The 11,896-nt window shown below is 70.7% G+C and carries 12 protein-coding genes; 7 read left to right on the top strand and 5 right to left on the bottom strand.

The features are described 5' to 3' along the window. Positions 1–96: 96 nt before the first annotated feature. From ABDW21_RS09775 to glnX, 3 genes are read right to left on the bottom strand one after another with little or no spacing between them, the layout of a single operon-like run. Positions 97–2,361 (bottom strand): serine/threonine-protein kinase PknG, encoded by a 2,265-nt coding sequence (locus tag ABDW21_RS09775; protein WP_343601203.1) that lies wholly within the window; start codon positions 2,359–2,361, stop codon positions 97–99. After that, the gene (locus ABDW21_RS09780; RefSeq protein WP_343601204.1) at positions 2,361–3,332 is read right to left on the bottom strand and encodes a glutamate ABC transporter substrate-binding protein; all 972 of its coding nucleotides are present in this window, start codon (positions 3,330–3,332) and stop codon (positions 2,361–2,363) included. The genes ABDW21_RS09775 and ABDW21_RS09780 overlap by 1 nt, the downstream gene beginning before the upstream one ends. After that, positions 3,332–4,651, bottom strand: a complete 1,320-nt coding sequence (gene glnX / locus ABDW21_RS09785; protein ID WP_343601205.1) for a protein kinase G-activating protein GlnX — start codon at positions 4,649–4,651, stop codon at positions 3,332–3,334. Before glnX ends, ABDW21_RS09780 begins: the two co-directional genes overlap by 1 nt. Before the next feature lie 172 nt (positions 4,652–4,823). Here glnX and ABDW21_RS09790 point away from each other — a divergent pair, with 172 nt between their 5' ends. Next, on the top strand, positions 4,824–5,456 hold the full coding sequence (locus tag ABDW21_RS09790) for an NUDIX hydrolase (RefSeq protein ID WP_343601206.1): 633 nt from the start codon (positions 4,824–4,826) through the stop codon (positions 5,454–5,456). Here the strand turns inward: ABDW21_RS09790 and thiE are convergent. After that, positions 5,428–6,108, bottom strand: coding sequence for a thiamine phosphate synthase (gene thiE, locus ABDW21_RS09795; RefSeq protein ID WP_343601207.1), 681 nt, complete (start codon positions 6,106–6,108; stop codon positions 5,428–5,430). The genes ABDW21_RS09790 and thiE overlap by 29 nt on opposite strands. Before the next feature lie 117 nt (positions 6,109–6,225). Between thiE and thiO the strand changes: the two genes are divergently transcribed. The 6 genes from thiO to ABDW21_RS09825 all read left to right on the top strand — a co-directional run bounded on the left by thiO (position 6,226) and on the right by ABDW21_RS09825 (position 11,593). After that, entirely contained in the window at positions 6,226–7,233 is a 1,008-nt protein-coding gene (gene thiO, locus ABDW21_RS09800; protein ID WP_343710369.1) for a glycine oxidase ThiO, read from the top strand. A 31-nt stretch (positions 7,234–7,264) separates the two neighbouring features. Then, entirely contained in the window at positions 7,265–7,462 is a 198-nt protein-coding gene (gene thiS / locus ABDW21_RS09805) for a sulfur carrier protein ThiS (RefSeq protein WP_343710370.1), read from the top strand. A gap of 103 nt (positions 7,463–7,565) precedes the next feature. Further along, on the top strand, positions 7,566–8,270 hold the full coding sequence (locus tag ABDW21_RS09810; protein WP_343710375.1) for a thiazole synthase: 705 nt from the start codon (positions 7,566–7,568) through the stop codon (positions 8,268–8,270). Continuing rightward, positions 8,267–9,073, top strand: a complete 807-nt coding sequence (locus tag ABDW21_RS09815) for an SGNH/GDSL hydrolase family protein (protein ID WP_343710371.1) — start codon at positions 8,267–8,269, stop codon at positions 9,071–9,073. The genes ABDW21_RS09810 and ABDW21_RS09815 overlap by 4 nt, the downstream gene beginning before the upstream one ends. Before the next feature lie 71 nt (positions 9,074–9,144). Further along, a complete protein-coding gene (locus ABDW21_RS09820; RefSeq protein ID WP_343710372.1) occupies positions 9,145–10,101 on the top strand; it encodes a sensor histidine kinase in 957 nt (318 codons plus the stop codon). A gap of 40 nt (positions 10,102–10,141) precedes the next feature. Further along, positions 10,142–11,593, top strand: a complete 1,452-nt coding sequence (locus ABDW21_RS09825; protein WP_343601212.1) for a M28 family metallopeptidase — start codon at positions 10,142–10,144, stop codon at positions 11,591–11,593. Here ABDW21_RS09825 and ABDW21_RS09830 read toward each other — a convergent pair. After that, complete coding sequence (locus ABDW21_RS09830; protein ID WP_343710376.1) at positions 11,484–11,882, bottom strand: hypothetical protein; 399 nt, start codon at positions 11,880–11,882, stop codon at positions 11,484–11,486. The two genes, ABDW21_RS09825 and ABDW21_RS09830, sit on opposite strands and share 110 nt — an antisense overlap. Positions 11,883–11,896 lie beyond the last annotated feature (14 nt).

The raw sequence follows: 11,896 nt of genomic DNA on the forward strand, positions 1-11,896 counted from the left end.
CACAGCGCACACTCGACGCACACAGCGCACACTCGACGCCGCCAACGCACACTCGACGCCGGCAGGCGCTTCAGAACGTGGACGTCGGCAGGCGCTTCAGAACGTGGACGTCGGCCGCACCCGGTTGGCCATGTCGACCAGCGTGTACCGGTGCGCCTGGGTGGGCGCGACCCGGGCGAGGCTGCGCAGCGACGCCTCCACGCCCAGCCGCAGCCCGTGCTCGGTGAACGGAAACCCCAGGATGTGGTTGGTGCTGGCCTCGTGGTCCTCCAGCCAGTCCATCGCACTGCCCAGCACCAGCGCCCGGATCTGCAGCACCCGCGGCTCCGTCGGCGGCAGCGCCTCGACCCGCCGCGCGGCGTCGCGGATCTGCTCCTCGGAGATATCGCGGACCGACCGACCGGACAGCAGGGTCACCGCGCTGGTGAGCCGGGCGGCGGTGAAATGCCTTGAGCTGGCTGGCACTTCGTCGAGGGTGCGCACCGCGCCCTCCCGGTCGCCTTCGGCCGCCAGCGCTCTGGCCAACCCGAACGCCGCCGAGATCACCCCGTCGTCGGTTCTCCACACGGTCCGGTAGAACGTGTGTCCGTCGGTGCTGCCGGCGAGTTCGGCGGTGGCGGCCAGCGCCAATTTCGGCGCCAACTCGCCGGGGAAGGTGTCCAGCACCTCGGTGAAATGCTTTGTCGCCGAGTCGTAATCGCCGGTGAGCAAGTCGGCGACGGCGCGGTACCAGACCAGTCGCCATCGCCAGCCGACGCGCTCGGCGAGGTCGTCGAGCTTGCGGGTGGCTTTGCTGACGTCGCCGAGATCCAGCAGCGCACGCACCTCCATCAGCGGCAGCTCGACCGATTCCGACAAGTCGATGCCTTCGGCGTCCAGCGACCCGTGCCGGACTGCCCGCAGCGAATCCAGGGTCTGCACCGGCTCGGAGAGCACCGTCGCGCGCAACACCGGCGCGGCGACGTCGGACGGATCGACCAGCGGCACCTGCAGCCCGGTGACGATTTCCCTGGCGGTCAGCTTCTCCGAATGCACCTGGCCGTCCAGGTAGACGTCGGTGTGGGCGACCAGCAGGTCCACCCCGAACGTCGAGCGGGAGCGGGTGAAGCTCGTCGACAGACCCGGCCGCGGCACCCCGCTGTCCTGCGCCACCACCTCGCGCAGCACCCCGAGCAGCTGCCCGGACATCTCCTCGGCGTTGGCAAAGCGCCGCCGCGGGTCGGGGTCGATCGCGCGGCGCAGCAGCCGGGCGAACGAATCGTATTCGGACAGCAGCGGGTCGTCCTCGGGCAGTCCGTCGACGTAGCGGCCGTCGCGGGTCCGCAGCGTCATCGTCAGCGCGGCCAGCGTGCGTCCCACCGTGTAGATGTCGGTGGCCACCGTCGGCCCGGTCCGCACGATCTCGGGCGCCTGGTACCCTGGCGTGCCGTAGAGGTAGCCGAACGAGTTGATCCGCGTCACCGCGCCGAGGTCGATCAGCTTGAGCTGCTCCTCGGTGAGCATGATGTTCTCCGGCTTGAGGTCGTTGTAGACCAGGCCGAGCGAATGCAGATGCGCCAGCGCGGGAAGGATTTCCAGCACGTAGGCGATGGCCTCGGCGACCGGCAGGTTCACTCCCCGGCCGCGCTTGAGCGACCGCCCGCCGACGTATTCCATGACGATGTAGCCGACCGGGTCGCCGTGTCGGTCGGTGTGCTCGACGAAGTTGAAGATCTGCACGATCGACGGGTGGACCACCTCGGCGAGGAACTGCCGCTCGGCCATGGCGATCTTCTGCGCTTCCGCGTCGCCGGCATGCACCAGACCCTTGAGCACCACCGGCCGGTCGTTGACGTTGCGGTCGAAGGCCAGGTAGACCCAGCCCAGCCCGCCGTGCGCGATGCAGCCCTTGATCTCGTACTGGCCCGCCACGAGGTCACCGGGATTTAGTTGCGGCAGAAATGAATACGGACTTCCGCAGTAAGGACACCAACCTTCGGACGGCGCCTCGCCGTCCGGGTCGGACCGTCCTACCGGTCGTGCGCAGTTCCAGCAGAACCGCTTGGATTCGGGCACCACCGGGTCGGGCATCAGCGCCTCGAGTGGGTCGGTGTCGGGCACCCGCGGGATCTCCACCAGGCCGCCGCCCAGCCGGCGGACCGGCTGGACCACCCGGGTGGGCGTCGCCGCCCCCGCGGCCGGTTGATCGCCGGCGGCGCGCGCGTCACCGGAATCGTCGTCGTCGAAGCGAGGCCGGAAGATCGCCTGGGTGGACGCCGGCCGCAGCCACGCAGCGGAGTCGGCCAGCACGTCGGCCGGTTGAGTGACCGGTCCGGAATCGTGCCGGACGTCCGGACCGGGTGTGTTCCCGGGCTCGCCCATCAGTCCAGATACCTCGGAGTCGGGGGCGCGGGTGCCGGCCCCAGGACGTTCAGCCACTTGCGGTACAGGGTGTTCCAGGTGCCGTCGCCGCGTATGCGCTCCAGCGTGCCGTTGACGAACCGCACCAGTCCGGTGTTGTCCAGGTTGATCCCGATGCCGTAGGGCTGGGTCTGCATGTTGGGTCCGACGATGTGCAGGTAAGGATCCTGCGACACCAACCCGGCCAAGATCGTGTCGTCGGTGCTGACGGCGTCGACCTGCCGCTGTTGCAGCGTTACCAAACAGTCGGCCCACCCCACCACCGACACGATGATCGGTGGCGGCGTGATCTCCCGAATCCGGCCCAGCGAGGTGGTGCCCCTGGCCACGCAGACCCGTTTTCCGGAGAGGTCCGACGGCTTGCTGATCGGCGAATCGCTGGGCGCCAGGATGCGCTGGTTGGCGTCGAGGTAGACCGTCGAGAAGTCGACCAGCTTGCGCCGCTCGCAGGTGATGGTCATGGATTTGACGACGACGTCGACTGCGGATTGCTGCAAAGCGGTGATTCGCTCGGCCGACGACAGGATCCGATACTCGACGGCGGACGGGGTGCCGAAGATGTCGCGAGCCACTTCGCCGGCGATGTCGACGTCGAAGCCGGTGATCTGGCCGGTGATCGGGTCGCGGAAGCTCAGCAGGTTGCTGCCGACGTCGAGCCCCACGATCAGGTGGCCGCGTTGGCGGATCGGGGCCACCGCGACATCGGCTTCGGCTTTGTTGGCAAACGGTCGCAGGCTTGCGGTGAGGTCGCAGTCGGCTGCGGGTTGTTCCGGCTGCCGCGGTTGCTGCGGCGGCAGCTCCTCCATGCCGGCCGGCGTGGGCGGCGGCAGCGTCGGCACCGGCGCCGTAACCATCGACGCCGAATGGGAGCATCCGGCCAGCAGCACGGCCAGCGCGGCGGCCGCGCAGCGGATCCGGGGCGGGCGCGTCATCACCGGTACTCGTTCAGCCGGGGCCACAAGCCCAAGGCAACCGCAACTGCGGCGCCCAGGCTGAGTACGACGCCGCCGACCGTTGCCCCCGACAGCCCCCGGCGTGCGTTGAGGATGTCGGTGCGCAGTTGGTCGCGGCTCTGGTCCATCGCCTTGTTGAGCGCGTTGTCGAGCTTGTCGAACGCGGGCGTGGAGTCGTCCTCGGCGCCGCCCAGCGCCACCTGGGTGGCGGCCTGGTAGTTGCCCACCGAGATGTAGGAGTTGATCCGGTCGTTGGCTTGCCGCCAGCGCGCAAGCAGTTGACCGGCCCCTTCCAGCTCGGCCTTGTCGACGGCGTCGGGAAGGGCGAGGTACTCGTCGAGCTGGTGACGGATGTTGTCGACGCGCTGGTGGAAGGACTGCTGGCGGATGCCCTCGTCCTCGCGCCGGATCAGCGACAGCGTCTCGTCGCCGCGAGCCTGCTGCGCGGCGATCGACAGGCCGGTTATGGTCTTCAGCGATTCTGCCCCGGTGTCTTTGGCGCTGCGGCTGGCGGAGGTGGAGATCGCCAGGGCGGTGCCCACCCAGACCACCATGACGAGAATCCCCAGTGCGCCGGCGACCAGGCCGGGGTTGATCCGCCGTTTGGTTCGCCGGGCCAGCCATCGGTGCGTGAACGCGCCGAACGCCACCGTGGTGGCGACGACCAGGATCACCGGGGCCGGAATCTGGGTCGACGCCGTGGTCTCGACGTCCACCCGCGCCGACGTCTGCTGGTACAGCTGTTGCGCGTCCGGCAGGATCGTCGTCTGCATCAGCGTCGACGCCTCGGACAGATACGACGCCCCGACCGGGTCGCCCGCCCGGTTGTTGGTGCGGGCGATCTCGATCAACCCGGTGTAGACCGCCAGTTCGGCGTTGATCCTGCCCAGCAGCTCGACGCGCGGCTGGTCGGTCAGCCCGCTCGCGGCCCGGGTGACCGCGACCGCGGCGTCGGTGATGGCCTGCTCGTAGCGTTCCCGGACCCTTCGCGGTTCTGCCTGCGCGACGAACGCGGTCGCCGCCGCGGCGTCGGCCACCGACAGCGTGGTGTACAGCCGTCCGGCCGCGAACGCCAGCGGCTCGGTGTGGTCCAGCACGGTCGTCAGTGCCTGCTGCCGCTGGTGGATCGTCGTCGAGGTGGCGAACGCGCTCAGGCCCCCGAGGATCGCCAGGATGATGCCGATCGACAGGATGCGGCCCGGTGTCGTCGCGACGAACCACCGGCGCGGGTGATCCGGCTCGGTCGCCGGCCGCGACCCCAGCGGCTCGGTCGACGGGTGCGCCAACTCGACGGTCACGTCTGCTCAGGCCTCATCTTTCGGCTGTACGCTTCTTCGGCTTTACGTCCCACCAACTCTATAAGCAAAGTCTAAGATCCTGTCTCGCGGATACCCGCCGGACACGGTCGCCGGCGGGTCGCGGCCGCACGGTCGGCGAGAACGGCCGCCGGGGCGTGCATATCCTGAACGCGTGCGCGGCGACGGCGACGGCTGGGCGATCTCCGCGACCGGCACGCCCTACTGGGGCCGGCACGGCGCGGCCGGTCTGCTGCTGCGGGCCCCGCGCCCTGACGGGGCCCCGGCCGTGCTGCTGCAGCATCGCGCGCCGTGGAGCCATCAAGGCGGCACCTGGGGTTTGCCCGGCGGCGCCCGCGACAGCCACGAGACCGCCGAGCAGGCTGCCGTGCGGGAGGCGCTCGAGGAGGCCGGGCTGCCCGGCGATCGGCTGTCGGTGCGGGCGACGGTGGTCACGGCCAGCGTTTCCGGCGCCAGCGGCACCGTCTGGACCTACACCACGGTGGTGGCCGACGCCGGCGAGCTGCTGGCGACGAGGCCCAACCGGGAAAGCTCGGAGCTGCGCTGGGTCACCGAGGACGAGGTCGCTGACCTGCCGTTGCATCCGGGGTTCGCCGCCAGCTGGCAGCGACTGCGCGCCGCTTCGGCGACCGTGCCGCTGGGTGTCGGCGACGAGCGGCGCCGCCACCTGCCGCGGACTGTCGAGGTCGAAGCGGGGGTTTTCGTGTGGTGCACGGCCGGGCCGCCGGATCAGGCGCCGTCGCCGCTCAGTTCCCGGATCAGCGCGCTGCTGCCAGGGCCGAACTGAGCCGCTCGGCGGCCGCTCGTGGGTCGTCGGCCGCGGTGACCGCCCGCACCACCACGATCCGCCGAGCCCCGGCCGCCAGCACCGCGGGGAGCCGGTGCGCGTCGATGCCGCCGATGGCGAACCACGGCTTGTCACCGGCCAGCTCGGCGGCGACCCGCAGCAGTGCCAGCCCCGGCGCCGGCCGTCCGGGTTTGGTGGGGGTCGGCCAGCAGGGTCCGACGCAGAAGTAGTCGGGGCCCCCGGGCGCCCCGGCGACCGCGGCGGCCACCTGGTCGCGGTCGTGCGTGGACTGGCCGATCAGCGTCTGCGGCCGCACGACCTGCCGCGCGATCGCCAACGGCAGGTCGTCCTGACCCAGATGCAGCACGTCGGCACCGGCGGCGCGGGCAATGTCGGCGCGGTCGTTGACGGCCACCAGCGCGCCGTGCCGGGCGGCGGCGTCGGCGAGGACCTCCAGCGCGGCCAGCTCGCGGCGGGCCTCCAACGGCCCGAACCGCCGCTCACCCGGCGAGCCTTTGTCGCGCAGTTGGATGACGTCGACCCCGCCCGCCAACGCCGCGTCGACGAATTCGGCCAGGTCACCGCGCTCACGCCGGGCGTCGGTACACAGGTACAGCCGCGCGGCCGCGAACCGGTCATGGGGATCGTGCACACCGCGACGCTAGCGCGCTAGCGTGGAATCCAGACGTGCCGAGTGTGCGGTTTCATACCCGACACGCGGGACAATGCGTATCAAACCGCACAGTCACTGAAGCCCCGGGAGTAACGGATGCCGGACTCGCTGGCCGTCGTCGGAGGCGGCGTCATCGGGCTGTCGGTGGCCCGCCGCGCGGCCCGGGCCGGGTGGGCGGTGCGGGTGCACCGCAGCGGCGAGCCGGGCGCGTCGTGGGTGGCCGCCGGGATGCTGGCCCCGCACAGCGAGGGCTGCCCGGGCGAGGAGCGGCTGCTGCACCTGGGCCTGGAGTCGCTGCGGGGATGGCACAACGGCGAGTTCACCGCCGGTCTGCCTGCGCAGGTGCTCACCGCCCACGAGTCACTGGTGGTTGCCGTCGATGCCGCCGACGTCGCCGACCTGCGCACGGTGGCCGACTGGCTTGCGGCGCAGGCTCATCCGGTGGTCTGGGAGTCGTCCGCGCGGGACGTGGAACCGCTGCTGGCACGAGGGATCCGGCATGGTTTTCGGGCCCCCACCGAACTCGCGGTGGACAACCGCGCGATGCTGCGCGCGCTGGAGGACGCCTGCGAAGGGCTCGGGGTGCGGTGGGACGGGCCGGTGCGCCGGCTGTCCGATGTGCGCGCCGACGCCGTGGTGATCGCCAACGGCGTCGACGCGCCGGCGCTGTGGCCGGGCCTTCCGATCCGGCCGGTGAAGGGCGAAGTGCTGCGATTGCGCTGGCGCAAGGGCTGTATGCCGTTGCTGCAGAGAGTGATTCGCGCTCGGGTCCACGGGCGCCAGGTGTATCTGGTGCCGCGCGCGGACGGGGTCGTGGTGGGCGCCACCCAGTACGAGCACGGCCGTGACACCGCACCGGCCGTGTCGGGTGTGCGCGAGCTGCTCGACGACGCGTGTACGGTCATGCCGGCCCTGGGTGAGTACGAGTTGGCCGAGTGCGCCGCCGGCCTGCGCCCGATGACGCCGGACAACCTGCCGCTGGTCGGGCGCCTGGACGAGCGCACCCTGGTCGCGGCCGGTCATGGCCGGAACGGCTTCCTGCTGGCGCCGTGGACGGCCGAACGGATTATGTCCGAACTCGTCGCGGTGGGGGCGCACGCATGATCCGCGCGGTGACGATGCGGAGCGGAGCACCATGATCGTCGTCGTCAACGCCGAACGACTCGAGGTCGACGACCACACCACCGTCGCCGGGCTGCTGGCGTCGCTGGGATATCCCGACCGCGGTATCGCGGTGGCGATCGACCAGATGGTTGTGCCGCGATCCAACTGGGCGACAACACTTTCCGACGGCGCCTGCCTCGACGTGGTGACGGCGGTGCAGGGTGGCTGAAGCCGAACCGTCCCGCACCTACCCGGACCATGCCGGCCCGCATCGGCGCGGGACGGAAGCGAAGCTGACCATCGCCGGCCGTAGCTTTGCCTCCCGGCTGATCATGGGCACCGGGGGAGCCTCGAATCTGGCGGTGCTGGAGAAGGCGCTGCTCGCGTCGGGCACCGAGCTGACGACCATCGCGATCCGCCGCGTCGACGCCGAGGGCGGCACCGGCATACTCGATCTGCTTGGCCGGCTCGGCATCATGCCGCTGCCCAACACCGCGGGGTGCCGCAGCGCCGCCGAAGCGGTGTTGACCGCGCAGCTGGCCCGTGAGGCGCTCGGCACCGAATGGGTCAAGCTCGAAGTCATCGCCGACGAACGCACACTGCTGCCCGACGCCGTCGAACTGGTCCGGGCCGCAGAGCAATTGGTCGACAAGGGGTTCGTCGTGCTGCCGTACACCAACGACGACCCGGCGCTGGCCCGGCGCCTGGAAGACACCGGCTGCGCGGCGGTGATGCCGCTGGGCTCGCCGATCGGCACCGGCCTGGGCATCGCCAACCCGCACAACATCGAGATGATCGTCGCGGCGGCCGGTGTCCCGGTGGTGCTCGACGCCGGCATCGGCACCGCCAGCGACGCAGCGCTGGCGATGGAACTAGGTTGTGACGCTGTGCTTTTGGCCAGCGCGGTGACCCGGGCCGCCGACCCGCCCGCGATGGCGGCCGCGATGGCCGCCGCCGTCACCGCCGGCTACCTGGCCCGCAACGCCGGGCGGATCCCGAAACGGTTCTGGGCTCGTGCGTCGAGTCCATCCCGATGAATCGGTATGTCGCGCTGGGCAGTTCGATGGCCGCCGGCCCCGGCATCCGGCCCCGCGCGAAAGGTGCGCCGTTCGGTTCGGGCCGCTCGGCGCGCAACTACGCCCACCTTGTCGCGCAGCGGCTCAACCTCGACCTGGTCGACGTCACGTTCTCCGGTGCGACGACCACCCACGTGCTCGCCGACCGGCAGCGCGGCGCGCCCCCGCAGATCGACGCCCTGGACGGCTCCGAAACCGTCGTCACCGTCACCATCGGCGGCAACGACGTCGGCTATGTGCCGCTGCTGATGGCGGCCGCGCTGCTCGGTTCGACGGGCCGGCTCCTGCCCGGGTGGCGTCGCGGCCCGCATCGTCGCCGGGCGGAACCGGCTCGGTTGCTGCCCCGCGTCGCGGGCCTGCTCGATCCGACCGCGCGGGAGCAGGCGCTGGGCCGGGTGGGTGACGCCCTGCACGCCGTCGGCACGCAGGCGCGACGCCGCGCCCCCGACGCGCGGGTGGTCTTCGTGGATTACCTCACGCTGCTGCCGCCGGCGTCGGTGCCCGCCCCGCCGCTGGCGGACGCCGACGCCGACCTGGGCCGGCACGTCGCCGCCCGGCTGGAAGAGCTCACCGCGGTGGCCGCGCAGGCCAGCGGCTGCATGCTGGTGCGCGCCGCACAGGCCAGCCGTGACCATCACGCCTGGTCGACGGACCCCTGGACGGTGGGCGCGGCCTGGCCGCTGCCGTGGCGGCCGGCGCCGTTCCATCCCAACGCCGCCGGCATGACCGCCGTCGCCGACCTCGTCGTGGCAGCGCTGAGCTGAGCAGTGATTGACCCGCCGCCGCGCGGGGTACGCCTGATCGAGGTCGCCAAAGTGAGGATCCCACCGTCGCCATGACGCTATCCACCCGCACCCGGCATGAGCACACCGCGCTGCTGTACTACTCCGAGCGCGAGTGCCTCGACACGCTGGTGCGTTTCGTCGCCGACGGACTGGACCGGGCCGAGCCGGTGCTGGTGGCGATACCGGGCGTCAAGCTGGCGTCGCTGCGCGCTGCGCTGGGTGACGTCGCGGGGGACGTGACGATGACCGACATCACCGACACGGGCCGAAACCCCGGGCGTGTCCTGGCGGCCCAGTTGGCGTTCGTCGCCCGGCACCGCCACCGGCACGTCCGGATGATCGGCGAACTGGTGTGGCCGGGCCGCACCGACGTCGAATATCCGGCCTGCCTGCAGCACGAGGCATTGGTGAACGTCGCGCTCGCCGGCTTGGACGTGACCGGGCTGTGTCTGTTCGACGGTTCGGCTTTCGACGAGGACGTGCTGGCCGACGTGCGCCGCACCCATCCGCTGGTCTGGCAGGGCGGGTCTGCGGCAGTCAGCGGGGATTACTCCGTCGACGCCGCGCTCGAGCAGTGCAATCAACCGTTGTCGACCGACCCGGTCGCGGTGACCTGTACCGTCGGCGAGGCGCCCGATCTGGCCGGCGCCCGCAGCAGCGCCACCCGGTACGGCCGGCTGCTGGGGATGTCCGCCGACCGCATCGCCGAACTCGCGCTGATCGTCACCGAGTTGGCCACCAACAGCCTCGACCACGCCGACGGGACGTGCCGGCTGGCTTTCTGGCACCACGCCGGACACCTGGTCTGCGAGGCCCGCGACCGTGGGCACTTCGCCGATCCGCTGGCCGGGAGGCGGCCGCCGACCCCGGGGGGCCCCTACGGCCTGTTCGTCGTCAACGCGCTCGCCGACTTGGTGCGCATCCACACCTCAGCCGCCGGCACTACCGTGCACGCGTATCTGCGGCTCGACCGCCCGGCCGGGCAGACCAACGGAGCCGCCAGCTAACCTGGGCGCGGTGGTGAACAATTCGAGGCTCCCTGTCGCCGTGGTCGCTTCGACCGCCCTGCTGATCGGCGGCTGCGGCGCCGCGCCGGGCGGGTCGATGACGTCCGGGTCGGTCCGGGATTTCGCGGCCGGCCTGCGCCGGCATGTCGGCACCGACGCGATGATGGCGCACCTGTCCGCGCTGCAGGACATCGCGTCGGCCAACGGCAACACTCGCGCGGTCGGCACCCCCGGCTACGACGCCAGCATTGACTACGTGGTGAACAAGCTGCGGGACAAGGGTTTTGACGTACAGACACCGGAGTTCGACGCGCGCGTTTTCCACGCCGACACCGGGTCGGTGACGGTCAGCGGCACGACCTATGAGGCGTATGCGCTGGAGTTCAGCCCGGCCACACCGCCGGACGGGCTGAGCGGACCGCTGGTGGCTGCGCCCGCCGACGACAGCCCGGGCTGCACCGCCTCGGACTACGACAGGTTGCCGGTCAGCGGTGCGGTGGTCCTGGTGGACCGCGGCACCTGCCCGTTCTCGCAGAAGGAGGAGGTCGCCGCGCAGCGCGGCGCGCGGGCGATGATCGTCGCCGACAGTGTCGTCGAGGACAAGATGGGTGGAACCCTCGGCGAGAATTTCGACGCGAAGATCCCCGTGGTCAGCGTCACCAAGGCCGCCGGGGCGGCGCTGCGCGACAAGCCGGGGCCGGCGACGGTGAAACTCAACGCCCAAACCCGGCAGATCCACGCCCGCAACGTGATCGCGCAGACCCGGACCGGCTCGACGGCCGACGTCGTGGCGATCGGTGCGCATCTGGACAGCGTGCCGGAGGGGCCGGGGATCAACGACAACGGCTCGGGGGTGGCGGCGTTACTGGAAACTGCTCGGCAGCTTGGCAGTTCGCCTCAGGTGCACAACGCGGTGCGGTTCTGTTTCTGGGGCGCAGAGGAACTCGGGCTGATCGGCTCGCGCAAGTACATCGGATCGCTGGATGTCAACGCGCTCAAAGACATTGCACTGTACCTGAACTTCGACATGCTGGCGTCACCCAATCCGGGCTATTTCACCTACGACGGCGACCAGTCGCTGCCCATGGACCAGCGGGGCAGTCCGGTGGTGCCGGAAGGGTCGGCCGGCGTCGAACGGTCGCTGGCCGCCTATCTGACGTCGGCCGGCAAGACGCCGCAGGACACGGCGTTCGACGGCCGATCCGACTACGACGCCTTCACGATTGCGGGCATTCCCGCCGGGGGCCTGTTCTCCGGCGCGGAGAACAAGAAGTCACCCGAGCAGGCCAAGCTCTGGGGCGGCGTCGCCGACCAGCCGTTCGATCCCAACTATCACAAGAGCACCGACACCCTCGAGCACATCGATCGCACCGCGCTGGGCATCAACGGCGGCGGTGTCGCCTATGTGACGGCGTTGTATGCCCAAGATCTGGGCGGCCGCAACGGCGTTCCGATCCACGAGGACCGCATCCGGCATCTCCTGCCGAAGTAGCCGGGTGCGGTCGTGCGGGCCGGCGAAAAATAGCGGTCCGACAGGCTTGCCACCAGAAAAAATACCCGGATAAAGTTCGGAACTGACTTCGGTGCTGCATCGGTAGTGCGTCACGACAAAGCGGTCCCCTCCATTGATGCCCGCTGATCGCTGTGCCGGTGTCGCGTTCGCGGGCCACCAGGTCGATGCCGGTGTCGGTTTTGCCCTGCCGGTCGGGCCAGTCGGCCCACCGCCACACCGAGTCGTAGTGCTGGGCGAGCATCGGGTCCAGCTCGAAATAGCGGACCATCAGCTGCTCGAACT

Origin of the sequence: Mycobacterium sp. (assembly GCF_039583805.1) — a bacterium.
Classification (GTDB): Bacteria; Actinomycetota; Actinomycetes; order Mycobacteriales; family Mycobacteriaceae; genus Mycobacterium.